The following is a 24,320-nucleotide window of genomic DNA, read 5'->3' as shown; positions in this document are numbered from 1 at the left end:
CACAGATACAAGATGCTCGCGCACACTATCCACAAATCAAAACACCAGCCACACACCCAACCACAACCCCACAAACCCCACTCACAGAGGCTTGAGACCACGGGTCTTCATCAGGGTGGCAAGCAGGAAACAACCAACGGTTGCCCCCTCAGACACCCAACAGCGCGTGACAACATCCTTCGAACCACCCCGGAAACAGCCACCCAGGCCAGCCTGCACAACGCAGACCAACCCAGGCACCAACCGGGTCCACTTACGAGTCCGCCGGCATAACGGAAAAACAACCGGCTCAAAAGACTCCTTAGAAAGGAGGTGATCCAGCCGCACCTTCCGGTACGGCTACCTTGTTACGACTTCGTCCCAATCGCCAGCCCCACCTTCACTCACTCCCTCCCCGAAGGGTTAGGCCACAAGTTTCGGGTGTTGCCGACTTTCATGACGTGACGGGCGGTGTGTACAAGGCCCGGGAACGTATTCACCGCGGCATTGCTGATCCGCGATTACTAGCGACTCCACCTTCATGGGGTCGAGTTGCAGACCCCAATCCGAACTGAGACCGGCTTTTAGGGATTCGCTCCACCTCACGGCATCGCACGCCCACTGTACCGGCCATTGTAGCATGTTTGCAGCCCAAGACATAAGGGGCATGATGACTTGACGTCATCCCCACCTTCCTCCGAGTTGACCCCGGCAGTCTCCCATGAGTCCCCACCATCACGTGCTGGCAACATGGAACAAGGGTTGCGCTCGTTGCGGGACTTAACCCAACATCTCACGACACGAGCTGACGACAGCCATGCACCACCTGTCACCGATCCCAAAAAGGACCCACCATCTCTGATGGATTACCGGCGATGTCAAACCTTGGTAAGGTTCTTCGCGTTGCGTCGAATTAAGCAACATGCTCCGCCGCTTGTGCGGGCCCCCGTCAATTCCTTTGAGTTTTAGCCTTGCGGCCGTACTCCCCAGGCGGGGCGCTTAATGCGTTAGCTACGGCACGGGAACCGTGGAAAGCCCCCACACCTAGCGCCCAACGTTTACAGCGTGGACTACCAGGGTATCTAATCCTGTTCGCTCCCCACGCTTTCGCTCCTCAGCGTCAGGTAAGGCCCAGAGACCCGCCTTCGCCACCGGTGTTCCTCCTGATATCTGCGCATTTCACCGCTACACCAGGAATTCCAGTCTCCCCTACCTACCTCTAGCATGCCCGTATCCACTGCAAAACCGGAGTTAAGCCCCGGACTTGCACAGCAGACGCGACACACCACCTACGAGCTCTTTACGCCCAATAATTCCGGACAACGCTCGGACCCTACGTATTACCGCGGCTGCTGGCACGTAGTTGGCCGGTCCTTATTCCCCACCTACCGTCAACCCCCACCGATATGGGGGCCTGCGTCAGTGGTAAAAGAGGTTTACAACCCGAAGGCCGTCATCCCCCACGCGGCGTCGCTGCGTCAGGCTTCCGCCCATTGCGCAATATTCCCCACTGCTGCCTCCCGCAGGAGTCTGGGCCGTGTCTCAGTCCCAGTGTGGCCGGTCGCCCTCTCAGGCCGGCTACCCGTCACCGCCTTGGTAGGCCACTACCCCACCAACAAGCTGATAGGCCGCGAGCCCATCCCCAACCGAAACAACTTTCCACACACCACCATGCGGTGGCGTGTCGTATCCGGTATTAGACCGGGTTTCCCCGGCTTATCCCAGAGTCAGGGGCAGGTTGCTCACGTGTTACTCACCCGTTCGCCGCTCGTGTACCCCGAAGGGCCTTACCGCTCGACTTGCATGTGTTAAGCACGCCGCCAGCGTTCGTCCTGAGCCAGGATCAAACTCTCCATTAAAGGTCTTCAATCCTGACCGGCCCACCCACACAGGGCGGACCCATCAAAGGAACCCCGAACACCCGAGGGTGTTCAACGGGGCCAAAACAAACATGGCACAAAGAATGTCATACACGCGCTGTTGAGTTCTCAAGAAGCAACCGCTCACCGGGTACAAACCCCGAACCCACTCAATCGGCAGGCCCGCAAAGGCTCTTCCCCCACGGGGCGGATTCATCCGCTCGCGGAATCCCGAATCTTTTCGTGATCCCGTTTCGTTCTGGCTTTAATTTACCAGCCCTTCACGTGACCGCCAAATTGGCTTCCACCGTCCGGCCGGCGAATTCATTCGGCGAGTGCCGAGATGAGCCTTGAATCCACCAGGCACAACGCGCGGCCGTGCCGGGTTTCAGCGGATATCGGATGGTCCGGCTCGAACTGCCCGCACACCGGCGCGCGTTCACCGTCCCACAGCGACTTGCTTACGATAGGGTCCGCGCACGGAAACGTCAAACCAGCAGGTCGCGACGCTGATCGGGTCGCCGCGGTCGATCCGAGGGGATTCGCCTGATCTCGCTTCCGTGCTCACACGGCCGGGGGGCACTGACCTTCAGTGGCGGTCCGGTCCGCGTGGTAGGTCAAGTCTTGTTGTCTGCTCCCAGGAACCTGCCCCTGGGTCTGACGGGTTAAACACCTTCCCGGCGATCGATCATTCCGGCCCGCACCGGCCCCGCATCCGCCCGGTCCCGCGCCACCGCCCCCTCGTCCCCCGCCCCGGAGCCGACCGCGGACGCCCCGTCCCCGTGAGGGCCAACGCGAGCGCCGCCGGGGTCCGGGATTTCGGTCGTTGCCGGTAATCATTTGTTCACTCAGTGCGGCTTTACGGTTGCGTGGCCCGCGGGTGAGGCTCGGGATGTCCGAACCCCCGCTCAGGTTGGAGACACCATGCCGCATCCCGCCCGGTGGAGCGCTTCCGCGTTCCGCGCCGTCCTGGCCGCGCTCGCCGTGCCGGCCCTCCTCTTCGGCACCGCCGCACCCGCCCACGCCGCCCCTCCCCCGCCGCCGAGCCTGGCCGAGGCCCGCGAGCAGCTCGCGGCGCTCACCGTCGAGGCCGAGGGCTCGTCCTCCTCCTACGACCGCGACCTCTTCCCCCACTGGTCGCCCGTGGAGGGCAACTGCAACACCCGCGAGACCGTGCTGCGCCGCGACGGCACGGGCGTGGAGGTCGGCTCCGACTGCTACCCCGACGCCGGCTCCTGGACCAGCCCCTACGACGGCGCGACCACCTCGGTGCCCTCGGAGGTCAGCGTCGACCACATGGTGCCGCTGGCCGAGGCCTGGGTCTCGGGCGCCGACACGTGGTCCACCGCGCAGCGCGAGGACTTCGCCAACGACCTCTCCAGCCCGCAGCTGTGGGCCGTCAGCGGGTCCAGCAACAGCTCCAAGGGCGACCGCGACCCCGCCGAGTGGCTGCCGCCGCGCTCGGAGATCCACTGCGACTACGTCCGCAGCTGGATCAACGTGAAGTACGTGTGGGACCTCAGTGTGAACTCCGCCGAGCGCACCGCGCTGGGCGACCTGCTCGACAGCGCCTGCTGAGGCCGGCGGGGCCCATCGGCGGCCGGCGCGCGGGACGGCACGCGCGCCGGCCGCCGCCGTGTCAGCGGGCGAAGACGACCTTCTCCCCCAGGTACTCGGCGATGGCCAGCGACGACGTCGCGGCGGGCGAGGGCGCGTTGCGCACGCACACGATCCGGTCGTGGGTGTCCACGGCGAAGTCGTCGAGCAGGTCGCCGCGCCGGGTCAGCGCCTGGGCGCGCACGCCGGCCTCGGCCGGGCGGAGGTCGGCGGCGGTGATGGCGGGGACCAGTCGGCGGGCCTCGCGGGCGAAGACGGCGGCCGAGGCCGACACCGCCATCTCCCGGGCGCCCACGGTCCAGTGCCGCCGCGCCAGCCGCCAGAAGCCCGGCGCGGCCAGGGTGTCGGCGACGTCGCGCAGCCGCACGTCCCGCATGCGGTACCCCTCGCGGGCGGTGGCCAGGATGGCGTTGGGGCCGGCCATGACCTCGCCGTGCACGTGCCGGGTGAGGTGCACGCCCAGGAACGGGTAGCGCGGGTCGGGCACCGGGTAGATCAGGCCGCGCACCAGGTGGCGGCTCTCGGGGGCCAGCTCGTGGTACTGGCCGCGGAAGGGGACGATGCGGGGTTCGCGGGAGGCGCCGGCCATGCGGGCGAGGCGGTCGCTGTGCAGGCCGCCGCAGATCACCACGGTGTCGAAGGAGCGCTTCACGCGCTCGCCGCGCGGGTCGCCGGTGAGCACCTCGGCGCCGCCCGCCCCCTGGCGGAGCGCGATCACCGGCGCGCCCAGCAGCACCCGTCCGCCGGCCCGGCGGACGTCGTCGGCCAGGGCCTCGGCCACGGCGATGTAGTCGGTGATGGCGGTGGTGGGCGAGTGCAGCCCGGCCACGCCGCGCACGTGCGGCTCGATCTCGCGCAGCCCCTCGGGGCCTAAGCGCGCCACCCCCGGCACGCCGTTCTCCCGCGCCCGGCGCTCGATGTCGTCCAGCCGCGCGGCGTCCTCGCCGGTGCGGGCCACGAGCACCTTGCCGACCTGATCGAAGGGCAGGCCGCGCTCGGCGCAGTAGTCGCGCAGCAGCCCGGTGCCGCGCCGGCACAGCACCGCCTTGAGCGAGCCGGGACGGTAGTACAGCCCGGCGTGCACCACACCGCTGTTGTGCCCGGTCTGGTGGCGGGCGACCGCGTCCTCCTTCTCCAGCACCGTGACGCGCGCCCCCGGCCGGTTGAGGGTGATCCACCGGGCGAGGGCCAGGCCGATGATCCCCCCGCCGATGATCCCGATCCGCTCGATGTTCATCTGCGCACGGTAGCAAGGCGTTCCGGGCGGTCGCGGGCTCGGGGCGCGGTCACAGCGCGCGCAGGCCCTCCAGCAGCACGTGCAGCAGGTCGTCGCCGGTCAGCGCGGGTGCGGTGGCACAGGCGCGGAGGTCGCCGGCCTCGATCATGTCGGTGATGAGCAGCTTGGTGACGCTCAGCGGCAGGCCCAGGTGGGCGGACAGCTCGGCGACGCTCTGCGGCTGCTCGGCCAGCCGCAGCAGGGCCTCGCGCTCGGGGCGCAGGTGGTCGCCGGGCCGGGGCGCCCGTGCCGCCGCGACGCGGGTGAGCAGGTCCAGCCCGGTGGCGCCGCGCGCGGAGTCCAGGCCGATGGCGAACGGCCGCACCAGCCGCCCCGGAGACTCTTGCGCGGAGGGCCTACCGCTCACCGCGGGGCTCCGCGGGCAGGGGCTCGATCTCGGAGCGGGGCTCGCCGGGCACGACCGCGGGGCGGGGTGTCTGCGCCGCCCAGTCCAGCAGGTGCTCGGGCACCACGGCGGTGGCGCAGGTGCCGCCGTAGGGCGAGGGGCGCAGCCGCACCACGACGCCGTGGCGGGCGGCCAGCCGCGCCACGACGAACAGGCCCAGGCGGGGCTCCTCGGGCAGGGCCATGACGTCGAACTCGGGCGGATCGGCCAGGATGCGGTTGGCCTCGGCGTAGCCGTCCTCGGTCATGCCCAGGCCGCGGTCCTCGACGTCGATGGCCACCCCGCCGCTGACCCGCCCGCAGTTGACGTCGACCGAGCACGCCTTGGGCGAAAACTGGGTGGCGTTCTCGACCAGTTCGGCGACGAGGTGGACCACGTCGGCGACGGCGGCCCCGCGCAGCCGGGCCCGGGGCGCCGAGGTGAGCCGGACCCGCTCGTAGTCCTCGGTCTCGGTGATGGCGGCGCGCAGGACGTCGGCGACGGGCATCGGGTCGCGCCAGCGGCGGGCCGACCCCGCTCCGCTGAGGATGATGAGGTTGTCGGCGTAGCGCCGGGCGCGCGTGGCGAGGTGGTCCAGCCGGAACAGCCGGCGCAGGGCGCGCGGGTCGTCCTCGTCGGACTCGATCTCGTCGAGGATGCTGAGCTGGCGCTGCACGAGGGTCTGGTTGCGGTAGGCGATGCCGAGGAACACCCGGTTGGCGCCCTTGCGGATCTCGGCCTCCTTGACCGCGGCCCCCACGGCCGTGCGCTGGGCGGTGTTGAACGCGTCGGCGACCTGGCCGATCTCGTCGTCGCCGTAGCTGAGCCGGGGAAGCTCGGCGTCGAGGTCGACCCGCCCCCCGGCGCGGGCGCTGTCGACGATGGCGGGCAGCCGGGTGTCGCTCAGGCCGAGGGTGTCGGTGCGCAGGCGGCGCAGCCGGGCGGTGAGGCGGCGCGAGGAGCGCGAGGCGGCCACGATCGCGGCGGCCCCGGCCAGGAGGGTCAGCACGCTGCCCGCCGCCCCCCAGCCGATGCGGCGCAGCGCGGAGTTCCAGGCGGTGTCGGCGGCGAGGTCGGCCTGGGCGGCCACCACCCGGCCCAGCGCGGCGTCGGCGGGTCGGGCGGCGCGGTCCCAGGCGCCGGCGCCGACGCCGATGGCGGAGTTCCACGTGGCCGGGGCCCCGGGGGTCTCCGGAGGTGCCACGGGCGAGCGGGTCACGACCATGCGGGACATGTTCTCGGTGTCGCGCCAGGCGGCGGAGTCGACCATGGCGTCGTAGCGCTCGCGGGGCAGGCCGCGCAGCCCGTTGGCGGCGTCGGGCAGGGTGTCGCGGTAGGCGGCGGTGAGGTAGGTGAAGTGCGCGGTCTCCTCGTAGTCCATGCCGCCGGCGGCGATGGAGCCCGCGAGCAGGGCGTCGGCGCGCGCGTGCTGCTCGTGGACGGTGAGCAGCCGCCGGGCCAGCACGGCGTCGGAGACGCTTTCGCCCTCCTCCATCGGGCGCAGCAGCGCCGAGGAGATGTCGGAGGCGGCGACGACGAGGTCGGAGTAGGCGGCCAGGGCGGTGGCGCGGTCGGTCCGGCCGGAGTCGACGTCGGCGCGCACGGCGCCGAGGCGGTCGCGGTCGGACAGGAAGTCCCGGACGGTGCGGGCGATCTCGTTGTCCTCGCCGGGGCCCAGGGTGGGCGCGATGCCGGCGGCGGCGTCGACGGCCTCGTCGGTGCGGCGGCGCTGGGCGGCCAGCGCGGAGTGGGCCTGGCCGTTGTCGGGGTCACCCAGCCGCACCTGCGTGAGCCGGCGCTCCTCGCGGAGGCCGTCGGCGAGCCGGGTGAAGGCCGCGATGCCGTCGCGGCCCCGCGCGACCGAGAGCATCAGCTCGCCCGCCTGCACGAACCCCGTGGCGGTCATGACGGTCCACAGCACCAGGAAGCTGACGCTGGGAATCAGCACGATGCGGGTCAGCTGTCTGCGGATGGTCGGCCGGCGTGAGCGGCCGGTGTGTCGTGTCTCCATGGTCCCCCCAACCTGGAGCCAAGACGCTATCGCAGAAAGCCTCCCGTGCGTGGCCGTTTGGTCACATCAGGTGACAACGGCGAGGTCGCGGTGTTCTCGGCGGTGCGGCGTGCCCCGTACCGCCGAGAACACCGCGACGCGGCCCCGGGAGGCTACTCGCGGCGGTGGCGCGAGCCCACCGGCGCGGGAAGCTCCTCGACCGAGGGCGGGGTGTCGACGCCGAGGGTGTTGAGGACCTCGGCGTAGCGCAGGGCGGCGATCTTGGCCAGCGTGCTGCCCACGCCCAGGGGCGCGCAGCTGCGGGCGCCGTAGCGCTGGGCCAGCGGCTCCAGCCGCTCGGCGGGGAACTCGGGGCCGACCACGCTGGGCGCCAGCACCGGCCGCGAGCACCCGGCGGCGCGCAACTGCTCGAAGGCGTGGTCGAGGCTGGCGGGGTCGCCGAGGTCGGCGGGCAGGACGGTGATCCCCAGGCGGGCGGCCAGCAGCACGGCGGTGACCCCGGTGGCGTTGACGGCCTCGGCACCGCCCGCGGCGCCGACGACAACGCCGTCGGTCATGCGGGTGCCGGGGGCCACGACGCTGATGAGCCGCATGCGGTCGGCCCGCACGAACCCGGCCTCGGCCAGGCGCAGGTGCACGACCTCGGCGAGCATGGGGTGGGGGCCGAGCGCCTCGGTGACGCGGATGTCGGCGCCGGTCTGCTCGACGGCGGCGTTGATGGCTGCGGCGGTGCCCTCGTGCGGGGCGGTCACCACGGGCACGACGACGCCGCGCAGCGGGTGGCCCTCGCGGGGGCCGAGGTCGGCCAGGGCCTCGGTCAGGCCGGCGGTGCCGGCGCGGCCGTGCCGGATGGCGACCTCGGGGCGGTAGGCGCGCACGAGGTCGACCATCTGCGAACCGATGTCGCCGGCGGGATCGGCGGCCTCGCCGGTGTCGCCGCGCTCCCCCGCGGGACCCGTGGGAATGGCGAGGATGAGGGTCGGGGTGCCCACCCAGCTGTCGAAGGACAGGGGGTTGCGATGCCGACCGGAACGACGCCGCGGAAGATCGCGAGGGGGCAGTCTGTCCGGGTTTTGCATGCTGTCAGGGTTCACGCGAAGAATGCTAACGACTAGTGGGTGTTGATCTCTCCCGAAAGCCGTTTCCCGCGCTGAAAAACAGGGCCGGACCTCGGACTTCGGTGGACCACGGTCCAAACGGTGCGCCTATCGTAGCGGCCGCGCGGCGGGCGCCGGGCTGCGTCGGCGCATTACGTGCTCCACGAGCGCCAGCAGCACCGCCTTGCCCGCCGCGCGGTCGCGGGCGTCGGTGAAGAGAACGGGCACGTCAGGCGCGAGGTCCACGGCTTCCCGGACCTCCTCGGCGCCGTATCCGCAGGCGCCGTCGAACTGGTTGACGGCGACCACGAACGGAACCCGCCGGTGCTCGAAGAAGTCCACGGCCGGGAAGCAGGTGTCGAGCCGCCGGGTGTCGGCGAGCACGACCGCGCCCAGGGCGCCCTCGGCCAGTTCGTCCCACATGAACCAGAACCGGCCCTGGCCGGGGGTGCCGAACAGGTAGAGGACGACCTGGTCGGTGACGGTGATGCGGCCGAAGTCCAGCGCCACCGTGGTGGTGGTCTTCTCCTCCACCCCGCCGAGGTCGTCGACGCCCATGCTGGCCTCGGTCATGACCTCCTCGGTGCTCAGCGGCGCGATCTCGCTGACCGAGCCGACCATGGTGGTCTTGCCGACGCCGAACCCGCCGGCGATGAGGATCTTCACGGCCAGCGGGATGCCGGCGCCGGGGGCGCCGGAGGTGCCCGGGGTGTCAGAGTCTGCGGATGCCATCGAGAACCGCCTGAAGTACGTCCAGTTGGGGTGTGTCCGAAACGGGCAGGGGCGCCCGCGCGAGTACGTCGCCTGCCGTGATGAGGTCGCCCAGCAGCACCTTGACCACGGTGATGGGCAGGTCGAGCTGGGCGGACAGCTCGGCGACCGAGACCGGCCGGTCGCACATCCGCAGGATCGCGGCGTGCTCGGGCTCCAGGGCGGCGGCGTCGGCGGACTCGCGGGTGGCCACCACGATGCTGATCATGTCCAGGCCGGCGTCGACAGGCCGGGTGCGCCCGCCGGTGACCGTGTAGGGGCGCACCAGCGGGCCTGCGGCGCCGTGGCGCGGACCGCCCGCGGCGTCGCCGTGGCGCTGGCGCCGCTCCCGGACCGACTGCCGCGCCGCCTCGCGCGCCCGCGCCCCCCGGGCGGCGCCGGGGCGGGTGTCGTACCCCGGGGGGCCGCACTCGCCCGCGGTCCTCATGACCCCGAGCTTCCGGCCGTGACCGACTGAGGGAAGCGCGGCGCGGAGGTGAGGAACTGGCCCACCCGCTTGACGCGCATGTTCATCTCGTAGGCGATCAGCCCGACGTCGGCGGTCTCGGCGGCCAGCACGGCCAGGCAGGCGCCCTCGCCCGCCGCCGTGACGAACAGGTAGGCGTGCTCCATCTCGACCACGGTCTGGCGGACCGCGCCGCCGCCGAACTGGCGCCCGGTGCCCCGGGCCAGGCTCTGGAAGGCCGAGGCGACCGCCGACAGGTGCTCGCCGTCCTCGGGCGTGAGCGCGCGCGAGCGGCCGATGAGCAGGCCGTCGGCCGAGAGGACGATGGCGTGCTCGGCGCCGACGACCCGTTCGACCAGGTCGTCCAGCAGCCAGTTCAGGTCTCCTGCGGCGTGGTTGTTGTGCACCGTCACTCGTTCTCTCCCGTGTGTACGCCGGTGGGCCGGACCGCGGTGCGCTGGCGTGCCGCGCCCACGGGGGTGGGTCGAAGGGGGGTGGTGTCCGTGTCGTCGCCGCGGGGGGCGCGCCGCTCGGTGTCGGACTCGGCGGCGCCGCCGTCGGCGGGGACCGGATCGCGATCGTCGTCGGCGCGGCCGCGCAGGGTTCCCGCCTGGAAGGCGCTCATGATCCGGCGGATCTCCTCGGGGGAGCGCTCATCGGCCGCGGCGGGGTGGTCGGCGGCGGTCGGGGCCTGGCGCAACTGGGGCGCGAGGCTTGCCTGGCGGCGGCGCTTGGGGAGCGCGGGGCGCTCGCCGGGGTGCTCGGGCCCGGGGCCGGCGGCCGCGGGCGCCACGGGCACGGGTTCGGTGGCCGCGAGGTCGGCGGGGTGTTCCCCGCCGGCGGGGCCGGGGAGCGGCGCGGGCGCGCCGCCCTCGGTGACGGCCTCGGGGCGGCGCCGGGTGCCCCGGCGGACGGGCGGCGCCAGCAGGTCGCCCTCGGCGCGGGCGCGGGCCGCCGCGGGCGGCTCGGGTCTGCGGCGGCGGGGTTCGGCCGAGGACACCAGCGCGGCGGGGATGAGCACCACCGCGCGGGTGCCTCCGTAGGGCGAGGGGCACAGCCGCACGCGGACGTCGTGCTTGGCGGCCAGCCGCGCCACGACGAACAGGCCCAGCCGGGAGTCGCGGTTGAGCGCCATGACGTCGAACTCGGGGGCGTGGTCGAGGGTGGCGTTGGCGGCGGCCAGGCCGGCCTCGCTCATGCCCAGCCCGCGGTCCTCGATCTCGACGGCCACGCCCTTGGGCACGACCTCGCTGTGGATGTGCACCAGGGTGTGCGGCGGCGAGAAGGCGGTGGCGTTCTCGATCAGCTCGGCCACCAGGTGGATGATGTCGGCCACCACCGCGCCCGACAGCGAGAGGTCGGGCACCGCCCGCAGCTTGACGCGGGTGTACTCCTCGGTCTCGGAGATGGCGCCGCGCAGGATGTCCACGAGCGGGATGGGGTGGCGCCAGCGTCTGCCCGGCTGGGCGCCGCCGAGGATGATCAGGTTCTCGGCGTTGCGCCGGCCGCGCGTGGCCAGGTGGTCCAGGTGGAACAGGTCCTCCAGGAGGTCGGGGTCGTCCTCCTCGCGCTCGATGCGGTCCAGCAGCTGGAGCTGGCGCTGCACCAGCGACTGGTTGCGGTGGGCGATGGCGAGGAACACCCGGTTGACCCCGGCGCGGGTCTCGGCCTCCTTGACGGCGGCGCTGACGGCGGTGCGCTGGGCGATGTTGAAGGCGTCGGCGACCTGGCCGACCTCGTCGCGGCCGTGGTCGAGGCGGCGCAGCTCGGTGTCGAGGTCGACGGGGTCGCCGTCGGCCAGGCGGCGCACGATCCGGGGCAGCTCCTCGCGGGCGAGCAGCAGGGTGTCGGCGCGCAGCCGGCTGAGGCGGCGGGTGAGGTGGGCGGCGGAGCAGGAGGCCACGCCGTAGGCCACGGTGCCGGCGAACAGCGAGATGATGCCGCCGCCCACGGAGAGGTTGAACAGCCAGCTCCCGGCGGTGTCGGTGGCGTTGACGACGGCGCCCAGCTGGGCGCCGACGAGCGAGGCCAGCCCGGTGTGGACCTCGTCGGCGGCCGGGCGCCAGCCGTCGAGGCCGTCGGGCAGGGCGCCGGTGGCCCGGGGCTCGCCGGTGGCGGGGTCGGTCTCGGCGTCGGGCTGGTGGCGGGCGACGGTGTCGGCGAGCGCGCGCACCCGTCGCCACTCCGCGGACCCGGCGAGGTCCTCGTAGGCGGTGGCGGCCTCTCCGGCCAGCGCCGGGGCGGCCTCGGTGATACGGGAGCGCATGCCGTCGACGAGCGCGGTGAACCGGCTCTGCCGCTGCGGGGTGAGGGAGTCGGCGGCGATGGCGGCGCTGAGGAGGGTGTCGCCGCGGGCGAACTGCTCCTGGGCGCGCATCAGCCGGACGGCGTCGGCGGCGGCGGTGGCCGAGGCGCCGTCGTCGAGGCGGCGGGCGCGCAGGTCGTAGAGGCGCAGGCCGTCGCCGACGATGTCGGTGTAGGCGGTGGAGGCGCCGCTGGGCCCCAGGTCGCCGGCCGAGACGCGGCCGCGGATCTCCGAGCGCTGCCGGAGTTCGGCGAAGTAGGCGTCGGCGGCGCGGGCGATGTCGGGGTCGCCGCGGCCGGCCAGGAGGTCGGCGCGGGCGGCGACCTCGGTGACGGCGTCGTCGGTGGCCTCGGCCTGCCGGCGCAGCGCCGCGAGGGTTTCGGACGTGCCCTCGGCCGCGTGCACGGCGGCGAGGCGGCGTTCGCGCTGCAGTTCCACGAACGAGGCGTAGAGGTGGATGTCGGCGCGGCCGTCGCCGGTGGCGATCCGCAGCGAGATCGCCTGGGTCAGCAGCACCGCGCTCAGCACGGCGAACAGCACCAGGAACGTGATGCTGGGGATCAGGACGATCCGGTTGAGCTGGGCTCTGATGCTGCGCTCGGAGCCGCCCTGCCGACCCATGAAGCTCCTCCCACGACGCGGACGCATGCCGTGGGCACCCGGTGCACGGGATCGGCGCCGGACCAGCGGCGACACGCCCCGTCGTCACGCAGCGCGCAGGAGGGGATACCCGTGGTGCCCACAGTCCCAGGACGCTACATCATCGTTCGGGGCGGCGACGGGGGTTTCGCCGAACTCGCCGGCGGGCCGGGCGCTCGCCGAAAACGCCGGTGGGGGCCGCCGCGGGTGCGGCGGCCCCCACTGTGGCGCTGGGGCGCGGGCACCGGGGTGCCGAAGGCGCCGCGCGGGCGGGCGGGAGCCTCAGCCCTCGCCGGCGCCCTCCGCGGCGTACTCCCGGTGCGCGGCGATCTCGGCGCGGACCCGCTCCAGCTGCTCCTTGACGCGGGCGGGCGCGGTGCCGCCCTTGGCCGAGCGGGAGGCCAGCGATCCGGCGACGGTGAGCACCTCGCGCACGTCGGGGGTCAGGTGCGGCGAGATCGCGGCGAGGTCGGCGTCGGTGAGGTCGGGCAGGTCGATGCCGCGCTCCTCGCAGGCCCGCACGCAGGCGCCGGCGATCTCGTGGGCCTCGCGGAAGGGCACCCGCCGCCGCACCAGCCACTCGGCGATGTCGGTGGCCAGGGAGAAGCCCTGCGGGGCGAGTTCGGCCATGCGCTCGCGGTTGAAGACGAGCGTGGCCACCATGCCGGTGAAGGCGGGCAGCAGCAGGCCCAGGGTGTCGACCGCGTCGAAAACCGGCTCCTTGTCCTCCTGGAGGTCGCGGTTGTAGGCCAGCGGCAGGCCCTTGAGCGTGGTGAGCAGGCCCGCGAGGTCGCCGACGAGGCGGCCGGCCTTGCCGCGCGCCAGTTCGGCGATGTCGGGGTTCTTCTTCTGCGGCATGATCGAGGAGCCGGTGGAGAACGCGTCGTCGAGGGTGACGAAGGAGAACTCCTTGGTGGCCCACAGGATGACCTCCTCGGCCAGCCGCGAGAGGTCCACGCCGGTCATGGCGGCCACGAACGCGAACTCGGCCACCACGTCGCGGGCGGCGGTGCCGTCGATGGAGTTCTGGGCCGAGGCGGGGAACCCCAGGTCGGCGGCGACCGCGTCGGGGTCCAGGCCCAGCGACGACCCGGCCAGGGCGCCCGAGCCGTAGGCCGACACCGCGGCGCGGGCGTCCCAGTCGCGCAGCCGCGCCACGTCGCGCAGCAGCGGCCAGGCGTGCGCCAGCAGGTGGTGGGCCAGCAGCACCGGCTGGGCGTGCTGGAGGTGGGTGCGCCCGGGCATGGGGACGTCGATGTTGGCCTCGGCCTGGTCGGCGAGCGCGGCGGCGAGGTCGAGCACGTCGGAGGCGATGGCGCGGGCCTGCTCGCGCAGGTACATCCGGACCAGGGTGGCGATCTGGTCGTTGCGGGAGCGCCCGGCGCGCAGCCGCCCCCCCAGTTCGGGGCCCACGCGCTCGATGAAGCCGCGCTCCAGGGCGGTGTGGACGTCCTCGTCGGCGAGCACGGGGGTGAACGCGCCGGAGGCGACGTCGGCCTCCAGCCGGTCCAGGCCCGCGATCATCGCGTCCAGCTCGGGGTCGGTGAGCAGCCCGGCGGCGTGCAGGACGCGCGCGTGGGCGCGCGAGCCGGCGATGTCGTGGCGGGCCAGGCGCCAGTCGAAGTGGGTGCTCAGGGAGAGCCGCGCCAGCGCCTCGGAGGGGCCGCCGGAGAAGCGTCCGCCCCACAGGCGGGTGACCTCGGGTTCGCGCTCGTTGGCCACGGGTCGGTCCTTGTCGTGTGTCGGTGGGTCGGGTGCCCGCCCCGCGGGGCCGGTGGCGGTGCCGCGGGGCGGGCGGGGCCTGCTGGTCGGGTGTCAGCCCTGCCTGCGGTCGCGCACGCTGGCGATCTTGGCGGGCATGCTCCAGATGTCGATGAAGCCGCGGGCCAGGGACTGGTCGAAGGTGTCGCCGGTGTCGTAGGTGGCCAGGTCGTAGTCGTAGAGCGAGGCCTCGCTGCGGCGGCCGGTGACCACGGCGCGCCCGCCGTGCAGGACCATGCGGATGTCGCCGGTGACGTGCTTGTTGGCCTCGGCGATGAAGCCGTCCAGGGCGTTCTTCAACGGGGAGAACCACAGGCCGTCGTAGACCAGCTCGCCCCAGCGCTGGTCCACGCCGCGCTTGAAGCGGGCCAGCTCGCGCTCGACGGTGACGTTCTCCAGCTCCTGGTGGGCGGCGATGAGGGCGATGGCGCCGGGGGCCTCGTAGACCTCGCGGCTCTTGATGCCCACGAGGCGGTCCTCGACCATGTCGATGCGGCCCACGCCCTGGGCGCCGGCCCGCCGGTTCATCTCCTCGATGACCTGCAGCGGGGTCAGCTCCTTGCCGTCGATGGCGGTGGGCACGCCCGCGGTGAAGGTGATGACCAGCTCGTCGGGCTCGCGCGGCTCGGCCGGGTTGTCGGTGTAGGCGTAGACGTCCTCGATCGGGCCGTTCCAGATGTCCTCCAGGAACCCGGTCTCCACGGCGCGGCCGAAGAGGTTCTGGTCGATGGAGTAGGGCGACTTCTTGGTGACGTCGATCGGCAGGCCCTTCTCCTCGGCGAAGGCGATGGCCTTGTCGCGGGTCATGCCGGAGTCGCGGACGGGCGCCAGCACCTTCAGCTCGGGGAAGAGGGCGGCCAGGCCGGCCTCGAAGCGCACCTGGTCGTTGCCCTTGCCGGTGCAGCCGTGGGCGACCATGGTGGCGTTGTGGTACCGGGCGGCGTCGGCCAGGTGCTTGACGATGAGGGGGCGCGACAGCGCCGAGACCAGCGGGTAGCGGTCCATGTAGAGCGCGTTGGCCTGGAGCGCCGGAACGCAGTACTCGGTGGCGAACTCGTCCTTGGCGTCGGCGACGACCGCCTCGACGGCGCCGCAGTCCAGCGCGCGCTGGCGTACGACGTCGAGGTCCTCGCCGCCCTGGCCGCAGTCGATGGCCACGGCGACGACCTCGGCGCCGGTCTCCTCGGCGATCCAGCCGATGGCGACGGAGGTGTCCAGGCCCCCCGAGTACGCGAGTACGACCCGCTCGGACATGTGGTTCTCCTTGTGTGTGTGGGTGTGTGGCGTGGCCGTGGCCGCCCCCGGCAGGCCGCGGTGGTGGGCTCAGGGACGGCGATCGGCGAGCCGCAGCAGCGCTGATGCCAGTTCCCCGCCGCCCTCGGGGTCGCGGGAGATCACCAGGATGGTGTCGTCGCCGGCGATGGTGCCGAGGATGGCGTGGAAGTCGGTGTGGTCGATGGCCGAGGCCAGGTACTGCGCCGCTCCGGGCGGGGTGCGCACGATGACCATGTTGGCCGACGCCTCGGCCGAGACCAGGAGGTCCTGGGCGAGGCGGGTCAGGCGGGTGTTGGCGGCGTGCTCCAGGTCCAGGGTGTCGGGACGGGCGCGCTGGAGGCGCTCACCGCCCTCGCCGGGCAGGACGTAGATCAGGTCGCCGTCGACGGTGCGGAGCTTGACCGCGCCCAGTTCGTCCAGGTCGCGCGAGAGCGTGGCCTGGGTGACCTGGACGCCGTCCTCTGCCAGCAGCCGCGCCAACTCCGCCTGGGACCGGACGTCGTTCCTGGTGAGGACGTCGGTGATGCGGGCGTGGCGGGCCGTCTTGGTCATGGGGGCCGACCCCGTACCGTCGAGGGTCATCGCGGCCGGTCCTCGGCGGCGGGGTCGGCCGCGGGGTCGGCGGCGCGGGCCAGCAGGAAGTGCAGCAGCGCCTTCTGGGCGTGGCGGCGGTTCTCGGCCTGGTCCCACACGGCGCTGGAGGGGCCGTCGATGACCGCCGCGGCGATCTCCTCGCCGCGGTGGGCGGGCAGGCAGTGCAGGACGATCGCGTCGGGCGCGGCGGCGGCCAGGGCGGCCTCGTCCACGGCGTAGGGGCGGAAGGGCTCCTGGCGCTGGGCGGCCTCGTCCTCCTGGCCCATGGAGGTCCACACGTCGGTGGCCAGCACGTCGGCGCCGGCGGTGGCGGCGGCGGGGTCGGTGACGGCCTGGACCGAGCCGCCGGTGCGCGCGGCGATCTCGGCGGCGCGGGCCAGGACGGCGGGGTCGGGCTGGTAGCCCTCGGGGGCGCCGACGCGCACGTGCATGCCGGCCAGGGCGCCGCCCAGCAGGTAGGAGTGCGCCATGTTGTTGGCGCCGTCGCCCAGGTAGGTGAGGGTGAGGCCGGCCAGGTGGCCCTTGCGCTCCCGCACGGTCTGCAGGTCGGCGAGGATCTGGCAGGGGTGGAAGGAGTCGGTGAGGGCGTTGACGACGGGCACCCGGCTGTGGGCGGCCATCGCCTCCAGCCGCTCCTGGGCGAAGGTGCGCCATACGATGGCGGCGACCTGGCGCTCCAGGACGCGGGCGGTGTCCTCGATGGGCTCGCCGCGGCCGAGCTGGCTGGTCTGGGCGTCGATCACCAGGGGGGAACCGCCGAGGTCGGCCACGCCCACGGCGAAGGACACGCGGGTGCGGGTGGAGGGCTTGTCGAACAGCAGCGCGACGGTGCGGGGGCCCGCCAGCGGCCGCAGGGCGTAGGGGTCCTTCTTCATGGCGTCGGCCAGGTCGAGGATCTCGGCCTGCTCGGCGGGGGTGAGGTCGTCGTCGCGCAGGAAGTGGCGGACCTGTCCGGGTGCGGGGGTGGTCATCTGGCCTCCTTCAGGATGGCGGGCAGGGCCGCGGTGAACTCCAGGACCTCGTCCCGGGTGATGGTCAGGGGCGGCGCGACGCGCACGACGTCGGGTGCCACGGCGTTGACGAGGAAGCCGTGGGCGGCGGCGCGCTCCTGCACGGCCGCCGCGGCGGGCCGGGTGAGCTTGAGGCCGCGCCAGAGTCCGGCGCCGCGGCTCTCGGCGAGGAGGGGGGCGTCCAGGTCGGAGGTGCGGGCGGCCAGCAGGGCGCCCAGTTCGGCGGCGTTGGCCAGCAGGCCCTCGGCCTCGATGGTGTCCAGGACGGCGAGGGCGGCGGCGCAGGCCACGGGGTTTCCGCCGAAGGTGGAGCCGTGGTCGCCCTTGGCGAAGGCGTCGGCGTAGCGGCCGAACCCGACGCAGGCGCCGATGGGCAGGCCGCCGCCCAGGCCCTTGGCCAGGGTGAGGACGTCGGGCACGACGCCTTCGGCCTGGTGGGCGAACCAGCGGCCGGTGCGGCCGATACCGCTCTGGATCTCGTCCAGGACCATGGCGGCCCCGGCGGCGTCGCAGACGCGGCGGACCTCGGCGAGGTAGCCCGGCGGCGGGGGCACGACTCCGGCCTCGCCCTGGAGGGGCTCGACCACGACGGCGGCGCAGGTGTCGTCCACGGCGGCGCGCAGGGCGTCGGCGTCGCCGAAGGGCACGAAGTCCACGGTGGCGCCGAAGGGGCCGAAGGGCTCGCGGATGGCGGCCTTGCCGGTGACGGCCAGCGCGCCCAGGGAGCGGCCGTGGAAGCCGTTCTCGGCGGCGACGATCCGGGTGCGGGCAGGGCCCTGGGCGCGCCTGACGAGCTTGAGCGCGGCCTCGTTGGCCTCGGTGCCGGAGTTGGCGAGGAAGACGCGGGGGCCGCCGCCGGCGGCCGGGCCGCCCAGGAGGGCGACGAGGCGTTCGGCGAGCCGGACCTCGCGCTCGTGGAGGAAGAGGTTGCTGGTGTGGGCGAGGGCGGCGGTCTGGTCGGCCACGGCGGCCACCAGGGCGGGGTGGCCGTGGCCCAGCGCCGAGACGGCGATGCCCGCGATGAGGTCGAGGTAGCGGTTGCCGTCAACGTCCCAGACGTGGCGGCCCTCGCCGCGCGCCAGGGCGATGGGCGGGGTGCCGTAGTTGGGCATCAGCACCGCCTCGAAGCGGGCGCGGAGGTCGTCGTTGGCGCTCACTCGAACTCGCCTTCGTAGATGTCGACGGGGTCGGTGGGCTCGTCGGCCTCGGCCACGACCATGGTGCCGATCCCGTCGTTGGTGAACACTTCGAGCAGCATGGAGTCGGGGGTGCGGCCGTCGAGGATGTGGGCCTGGGGCACCCCGCCGCGCACGGCGGCCAGGCACGCCTCCATCTTGGGGACCATGCCGGCGGACAGCTCGGGCAGCATGGCCTCCAGCTCGCCGGCCGTCAGGCGGCTGATCAGCTCCTCGCACACCGGGTAGTCGGCGTAAAGGCCCTCGACGTCGGTGAGCACGACGAGCTTGCCTGCCTCCAGGGCGACGGCGAGCGCGGCGGCCGCGGTGTCGGCGTTGACGTTGTAGATCCCGCCGTCCTCGCCGCGGGCCACGCTGGAGACCACGGGGATGCGGCCGTCGTCGAGCAGGGTGCGCACCACGCCGGGCTGGACGTCGACGACCTCGCCGACCTGGCCGATGTCGACGGGGGCGCCGTCGACGTAGGCGGCCTTGCGCTCGGCGGTGATGAGGTGGGCGTCCTCGCCGGAGATCCCGACGGCGAAGGGGCCGTGGGAGTTGATCAGGCCGACGATCTCGCGGTTGACCTGCCCGACCAGGACCATGCGCACCACGTCCATGGTCTCGGGCGTGGTGACCCGCAGGCCGGCCTCGAAGCTGCTGGTGAGCCCGAGGCGGTCGAGGTGGGCGTTGATCTGGGGGCCGCCGCCGTGCACGACGACCGGGCGCAGCCCGGCGTAGCGCAGGAACACGATGTTCTGCGCGAAGCGCTCGCGCAGGGCGGGGTCGGTCATGGCGTTGCCGCCGTACTTGACCACGACGGTCTTGCCGTGGAAGCGGCTGAGCCAGGGCAGCGCCTCGATGAGGGTGTTGGCCTTGTCCAGGGCCTGCTTGCGTGAGGTCATGAGCTGTAGGCCGAGTTCTCTTCGACGTAGCCGTTGGTGAGGTCGGTGGTCCAGACGGTGGCGGCGGCGCTGCCCGCGGACAGGTCGATGGTGACGGTGACGTCGCGGCCGCTGAGGTCGACCTTGGCGCGGTCGTCGCCGATGGCCCCGCGGCGGCACACCCACACCCCGTTCAGGGCGACGTTGATCTCGGCGGGGTCGAAGGCGACCGAGGTGGTGCCGACCTCGGAGACGGCGCGGCCCCAGTTGGGGTCCTCGCCGTAGATGGCGCACTTGAACAGGTTGCTGCGGGCCACCGCGCGGGCGGCGGTGACCGCGTCCTCCTCGGTGGCGGCGCCGACGACCTCCACGGCGATGGTCTTGGTGGCGCCCTCGGCGTCGGCGATGAGCTGGCGCGCGAGGTCGTCGCAGACCTCGGTGAGCAGGGCCGCGAACTCGGCCTCGCTGGGGACGGTGCCCGAGGCGCCGCTGGCCATCAGCACGACGGTGTCGTTGGTGGACATGCAGCCGTCGGAGTCGACGCGTTCGAAGGTGACGCGGGTGGCGGCGCGCAGCAGGCCGTCGCACTGGGCGGGGGTGAGGTCGGCGTCGGTGGTGATGACGGCGAGCATGGTGGCCAGGGCGGGGGCGAGCATGCCGGCGCCCTTGGCCATGCCGCCGATGGTGTAGCCGGTGCCGCGCTTGAAGGCGATCTTGGCGACGGTGTCGGTGGTGCGGATGGCGTCGGCGGCGCTGAGCCCGCCGTCGCGGGCGGCTTCGGCCACGGCGCGCTCGACGCCGTCGAGCAGTTGGGGCATGGGCAGCCGCTCGCCGATGATGCCGGTGGAGCAGACGATGACCTCGCCGGCGGAGTCCTCCAGCGCGGCGGCGGCGTGCTCGGCGGTGGCGTGGGCGTCCTGGAACCCGGGCGCGCCGGTGCAGGCGTTGGCGCCGCCGGCGTTGAGGACCACGGCGCGCACCCGGCCGCCCTTGGCGACCTGCTGGGACCACAGCACGGGCGCGGCCTTGACGCGGTTGCGGGTGAACACGGCGGCGGCCGCGCGGGAGGGGCCGTCGTTGACGACGACGGCGACGTCGCGGGCGCCGTCGGGCTTCAGGCCGGCGCTGACGCCGGCGGCGCGGAATCCGTTGGGTGCGGTGACACTCACGATGGTGCCTTTCAGAGCGGTGTCGGGGCGGTGCCGGTCAAGCCGTTCAAGCCGATCACGCCGATCAGGGTGCGGACCCGGGATCAGGGCGCGACCCCGGCCGTGGGCAGGCCGGTGGTCTCGGGCAGGCCGAGCGCGATGTTGGCGCTCTGCACGGCGCCGCCCGCGGTGCCCTTGGTGAGGTTGTCGAGCGCGGCCACGGCGACCATCCGCCCGGCGGCGGGGTCGACGGTGACCTGGACCAGGGTGGTGTTGGCGCCCAGGGTCATGGCGGTGCTGGGCCAGGTGCCCTCGGGGAGGACGTGGACGAACGGCTCGTCGGCGTAGCGGTCGCGGTAGGCGGCGGCGACCGCCTCGGCGGTGACGCCCGGGAGCACCGGCGCGCTGCACGTGGCGAGGATGCCGCGCGGCATGGGGGCCAGGACGGGGGTGAAGGACAGCCGCACCGGTCCCCCGGCGACGGCCGACAGGTTCTGCGTGATCTCGGGGTTGTGGCGGTGGGTGCCGCCGACGCCGTAGGGGCTGACCGAGCCCATGACCTCGCTGCCGACCAGGTGCGGCTTGGGCGCCTTGCCCGCGCCGGAGGTGCCGGTGACGGCGACGACCACGGCCTCGGGTTCGACCAGCCCGGCGGCGAGGGCGGGGAACAGCGCGAGGGTGGCGGTGGTGACGTGGCAGCCGGGGACGGCGATGCGGCGGGTGGCGGCGAGCGCGTCGCGGGCTCCGGGGAGTTCGGGCAGGCCGTAGGGCCAGGTGCCGGCGTGGGGGGTGCCGTAGAAGGCTTCCCAGGCGTCGGCGTCGCGCAGCCGGAAGTCGGCGCCGCAGTCGACGACGAGCACGTCAGGGCCGAGTCGTTCGGCGATGGCGGCCGACTGCCCGTGCGGAAGGGCGAGGAAGACGACGTCGTGCCCGGCGAGGGTGTCGGCGGTGGTCTCCTCCAGCACCCGGTCGGCCAGCGGCAGCAGGTGCGGCTGGTGCTCGCCCAGCCGGCTCCCGGCGTTGCCACCGGCCGTCAGCGCCCCGATCTCGATCTCGGGGTGCGCGAGGAGCAGCCGCAGCAGTTCGCCCCCGGCATACCCACTGGCCCCGGCGACGGCGGCCGTGTACCCCATCTCGAACTCCCCCGGTTTGGCTGGCTGGTTCGGCCACTACGGCCGGTCCGCTGTTCTGGCCGGTCCAGCTGGTGCAACGGGACGGAACGCGGCCTGCCTGCCGATGATCGCCCCGCCATGAACCATCATGCATCCTCATGCAAGGTTATGCAAGCGGTGAGGAGAGGGGGAGCGAGGGGGGTGGCGGAGGGCAGCGGCGGAGCGGAGAGACAGAGGGAGCGGAGAGGGCGGAGGAAGTGGAGGAGGGCGGAGGGGGTGGAGGGCCCGGGCAGGCGATCAACGGAATGGAGGTCGGGCGGTGGAGGTTGCGACGGGGCACCGACGGCAGCGGGCGGCCCGGGTACGCGATCACCGACCAGCAGGGCTGGACGGCCCAGGCGGCGACGGGGGCGGCGGGGCCCGGCGCCTCGGCAGAGAGGCAAGGAATCGGGCGAACCTGACGATAACCACCCGGGACGTCTCAACATATGAGACGCGGCCGCGTTATCCGCGGCGATCCAGCATCCCCGGCACCGGTTTTGTCGAAAACCTGCACCTCGTCGCCTTCGCAAGCCAAATTACCATCCCCCAAAACAGACATAAAGAATAAATCAGCCCGCGTACCGTAAGAGTCGTCTCACATAATGGACTACCGACCGCAATTCCCGCCGGGAGGGCGGCCATTTCTCGTCTCGACCGGGGGGCGATTCGGGCAATCATCTACAAAGGCCGTAGTTGAAAGTAGACCTGTCAGCGCTATTCGCTTTCCGCCCCCGCGACAGGCCGATATCGCCCGATGAGACCCGCCGCCCCCGTCGCCTCCGCCTGCCAACCGTCCCGCGACCCGATGACCGCCCACCCGAGCCATCCGTCCTCGTCGCCGCCCCGATGCCGCCTCCACCACGCACTCTGGGTATCGATGTCACGAGCCGCTGCCACCCGCCGCCGTCGCCGCCCCCGTCGCAACCCCGACCAACTGACCGCAGGACCGACAAACGGCCAGGCCAACCCACCGCCGCCCGTCGCCGCCCTCGCCGCGGCCCCGGCCGACCGGCGCGCGGAACGACGGCCGCCCCGCTCAGTCGTCTGCCGCTTTCAGCGCCGCCCCCGCAGCGCCGCCACCCTCAGCGCCGTCGTTCTCACCTGTCGCGACGCGCAGCCCCGAGCCCGACACCTGTTCGGGGCCCGGCCCCGACCGGCCCCAGGCAGGTGCTATCTCCCCGCGATGCGGCCCGCGATCTCGGCCAGGCGCGAGGTGCGGGACACGCGGTCGGACTCGCGGCGGTCTGCTCCCCGGTAGAGGCCGTAGACGAGGTGGGTGCCGACCCAGCGCAGGGGCTCCGGCTCCCAGCCGCGCACGCGGTGGCCGACCCAGGGCAGTTGGGTGAGGTCGGTGCGGCGCCCCAGGATCAGGTCGCGCAGGGTGCGGCCGGCCAGGTTGCTGGTGGTCACGCCGTTGCCGACGTATCCGCCCGCCCAGCCCAGGCCGCTCTCCTGGTCCAGGTTGACCGTGGGGCGCCAGTCGCGCGGCACTCCGAGGACGCCCGACCAGGCGTGGGCCACGGGGACCTCCGAGGCGACCGGGAAGAGCCGGGCGAGCACCCGCCACAGCTCGGCGATGGTCTGCGGCGGGGTCGCCCCCCGGTCGTCGCGGGCCGAGCCGAAGCGGTAGGGCACGCCCCGGCCGCCGATGGCGATCCGCCCGTCGGCGGTGCGCTGGGCGTAGAAGTACGCGTGCGCCTGGTCGCCGAGCACCTCGTGCCGCTCCCAGCCGATGTGGTCCCACATGGCCTCGGTCAGCGGCTCGGTGACGATCATCGAACTGTTCATCGGCAGCCACTCCCGCCGCCACCCCTGGATGGTGGAGGTGAAGCCCTCGGTGGCCCGGATGACGTGGTCGGCGCGCACCGTTCCGCCCTCGGTAACGGCGCCCGGCCGGACCGCGCCGTCACGCGGCTGGATCTCGGTGACGGCGGTGCCCTCGAAGATGTCCACGCCCAGCGCCTCGACCGCCGCCGCCAGGCCCACCACAAGCTTGGCCGGGTGGACACGCGCGGCGTGCGGGCTGTAGGCCGCCGCGACGGCGCCGTCGACCTGGAGGCGCGGTTCGCCGTGGGGGTCGAGCAGGTAGAGGTCCTCGGGCCAGTAGCCCCAGGTGTGCAGCTCCTCGACCTCGGTGATCAGCCGGGCCTTCTGCGCGGGGTTGGTGGCGACCAGGCGCATGCCGCCCTTGACGATGTCGGCCTCGATGCCCTCGGCGGCGGCGACCGCGATGACCTCGTCAACGGAGTCCATCATGGCGCGCTGCAGGGCGACCATTCCGCCCTTGCCGCCCTTGCCGCCCTTGCCGCCGGTGCCTGCCTTGGCGCCCGCACCGGCCCTGCCGACCTTGCCGATCCTGCCGATTCCGCCGCCGCCCGCGCCGCCGGCCCTCCCGCGTCCGGTGCCCCTGCCTCCGGGAGCGGCGTCGCCTTCGGCGCCGTAGGGCCGCCGCGACCCGGCGAACTCGGCCGAGAGCCAGCCGCCGTTGCGCCCCGAGGCGCCGAACCCGGCGAACTCCCGCTCCAGGACGGCGACGCGCAGGTCGGGCTGGGCTTTCTTGAGGTAGTAGGCGGTCCACAGGCCGGTGTAGCCGGCGCCGACAATGCAGACGTCGTAGTCGGCGGAGCCGGGAAGGGCGGGCCGGCGCTCGGGCAGGCCGATGTCGCGGAACCAGAACGACACGCCGCCGTTGCGGAACTCCTGGGAGCGCGGAATGGCGCGCATCTCGGCTGCGCTGGCGAACGGCTTCATGGAACCCCCGGCTGTCCGGCTGGCTGCTGCTGTGGATCAGCCGTCAGGCTATCGGGGGTACGGCGTCCGGATTCGCCCTGACTCCTGTGGTGTGCGCGACCTGGCCGGATGCGGACGGAATCGCCCCGCGCCGACGACGCGTGGAACGCGGGCCCTCGGCGCGCGCCCGCAGCGCGGGCGGCAG

At 73.0% G+C, this 24,320-nt stretch carries 18 protein-coding genes and 1 rRNA gene; 1 reads left to right on the top strand and 18 read right to left on the bottom strand.

Features of this window, described 5'->3' with window-relative positions; translation table 11 throughout:
- Positions 1-305: 305 nt before the first annotated feature.
- Positions 306-1,838: ribosomal RNA gene (locus tag HNR12_RS25530) — 16S ribosomal RNA — on the bottom strand.
- 924 nt (positions 1,839-2,762) lie between these two features.
- On the opposite strand from HNR12_RS25530, the gene HNR12_RS25525 reads away from it, so the two are divergent.
- Positions 2,763-3,416 (top strand): HNH endonuclease family protein, encoded by a 654-nt coding sequence (locus HNR12_RS25525; protein ID WP_179769931.1) that lies wholly within the window; start codon positions 2,763-2,765, stop codon positions 3,414-3,416.
- Between the two features lie 61 nt (positions 3,417-3,477).
- Here HNR12_RS25525 and lhgO read toward each other — a convergent pair whose 3' ends face one another.
- The 17 genes from lhgO to HNR12_RS25440 all read right to left on the bottom strand — a co-directional run bounded on the left by lhgO (position 3,478) and on the right by HNR12_RS25440 (position 24,109).
- Entirely contained in the window at positions 3,478-4,692 is a 1,215-nt protein-coding gene (lhgO, locus tag HNR12_RS25520) for an L-2-hydroxyglutarate oxidase (protein ID WP_179769930.1), read from the bottom strand.
- A 49-nt stretch (positions 4,693-4,741) separates the two neighbouring features.
- Entirely contained in the window at positions 4,742-5,098 is a 357-nt protein-coding gene (locus tag HNR12_RS25515; RefSeq protein ID WP_179769929.1) for a DUF742 domain-containing protein, read from the bottom strand.
- Positions 5,088-7,127, bottom strand: coding sequence for a sensor histidine kinase (locus HNR12_RS25510; protein ID WP_246425173.1), 2,040 nt, complete (start codon positions 7,125-7,127; stop codon positions 5,088-5,090). Before HNR12_RS25510 ends, HNR12_RS25515 begins: the two co-directional genes overlap by 11 nt.
- Positions 7,128-7,279: 152 nt before the next feature.
- On the bottom strand, positions 7,280-8,206 hold the full coding sequence (locus tag HNR12_RS25505) for a sirohydrochlorin chelatase (protein ID WP_179769928.1): 927 nt from the start codon (positions 8,204-8,206) through the stop codon (positions 7,280-7,282).
- Positions 8,207-8,332: 126 nt separating this feature from the next.
- Positions 8,333-8,956, bottom strand: coding sequence for a GTP-binding protein (locus HNR12_RS25500; protein ID WP_179769927.1), 624 nt, complete (start codon positions 8,954-8,956; stop codon positions 8,333-8,335).
- A complete protein-coding gene (locus tag HNR12_RS25495) occupies positions 8,937-9,422 on the bottom strand; it encodes a DUF742 domain-containing protein (protein ID WP_179769926.1) in 486 nt (161 codons plus the stop codon). Before HNR12_RS25495 ends, HNR12_RS25500 begins: the two co-directional genes overlap by 20 nt.
- Positions 9,419-9,847 carry a roadblock/LC7 domain-containing protein gene (locus HNR12_RS25490; protein ID WP_372451100.1) on the bottom strand — a complete coding sequence of 143 codons (429 nt, stop codon included), beginning with the start codon at positions 9,845-9,847 and terminating at the stop codon, positions 9,419-9,421. Before HNR12_RS25490 ends, HNR12_RS25495 begins: the two co-directional genes overlap by 4 nt.
- 2 nt (positions 9,848-9,849) lie before the next feature.
- Entirely contained in the window at positions 9,850-12,366 is a 2,517-nt protein-coding gene (locus tag HNR12_RS25485; protein WP_179769924.1) for a sensor histidine kinase, read from the bottom strand.
- A 300-nt stretch (positions 12,367-12,666) separates the two neighbouring features.
- Positions 12,667-14,106, bottom strand: coding sequence for an argininosuccinate lyase (gene argH, locus HNR12_RS25480; RefSeq protein WP_179769923.1), 1,440 nt, complete (start codon positions 14,104-14,106; stop codon positions 12,667-12,669).
- Positions 14,107-14,199: 93 nt separating this feature from the next.
- A complete protein-coding gene (locus HNR12_RS25475) occupies positions 14,200-15,399 on the bottom strand; it encodes an argininosuccinate synthase (RefSeq protein ID WP_179769922.1) in 1,200 nt (399 codons plus the stop codon).
- Positions 15,400-15,468: 69 nt separating this feature from the next.
- Positions 15,469-16,002: an arginine repressor gene (locus HNR12_RS25470; RefSeq protein ID WP_179769921.1), complete on the bottom strand. Its 534-nt coding sequence runs from the start codon at positions 16,000-16,002 to the stop codon at positions 15,469-15,471.
- On the bottom strand, positions 15,999-16,985 hold the full coding sequence (gene argF, locus HNR12_RS25465) for an ornithine carbamoyltransferase (RefSeq protein WP_179769920.1): 987 nt from the start codon (positions 16,983-16,985) through the stop codon (positions 15,999-16,001). The genes HNR12_RS25470 and argF overlap by 4 nt, the downstream gene beginning before the upstream one ends.
- Entirely contained in the window at positions 16,982-18,181 is a 1,200-nt protein-coding gene (locus HNR12_RS25460) for an acetylornithine transaminase (protein WP_179769919.1), read from the bottom strand. Before HNR12_RS25460 ends, argF begins: the two co-directional genes overlap by 4 nt.
- On the bottom strand, positions 18,178-19,104 hold the full coding sequence (gene argB / locus HNR12_RS25455) for an acetylglutamate kinase (protein ID WP_179769918.1): 927 nt from the start codon (positions 19,102-19,104) through the stop codon (positions 18,178-18,180). Before argB ends, HNR12_RS25460 begins: the two co-directional genes overlap by 4 nt.
- Entirely contained in the window at positions 19,101-20,252 is a 1,152-nt protein-coding gene (gene argJ, locus HNR12_RS25450; protein ID WP_179769917.1) for a bifunctional glutamate N-acetyltransferase/amino-acid acetyltransferase ArgJ, read from the bottom strand. Before argJ ends, argB begins: the two co-directional genes overlap by 4 nt.
- An 83-nt stretch (positions 20,253-20,335) precedes the next feature.
- Entirely contained in the window at positions 20,336-21,364 is a 1,029-nt protein-coding gene (argC, locus tag HNR12_RS25445; RefSeq protein WP_179769916.1) for an N-acetyl-gamma-glutamyl-phosphate reductase, read from the bottom strand.
- 1,191 nt (positions 21,365-22,555) lie between these two features.
- On the bottom strand, positions 22,556-24,109 hold the full coding sequence (locus HNR12_RS25440) for an NAD(P)/FAD-dependent oxidoreductase (RefSeq protein WP_246425172.1): 1,554 nt from the start codon (positions 24,107-24,109) through the stop codon (positions 22,556-22,558).
- Positions 24,110-24,320 lie beyond the last annotated feature (211 nt).

This window comes from Streptomonospora nanhaiensis (assembly GCF_013410565.1).
In the GTDB taxonomy this organism is placed as follows: domain Bacteria; phylum Actinomycetota; class Actinomycetes; order Streptosporangiales; family Streptosporangiaceae; genus Streptomonospora; species Streptomonospora nanhaiensis.
The sequence above is the reverse complement of the archived record's forward strand: the minus strand, read 5'-3'. Positions and strand labels throughout refer to the sequence as shown.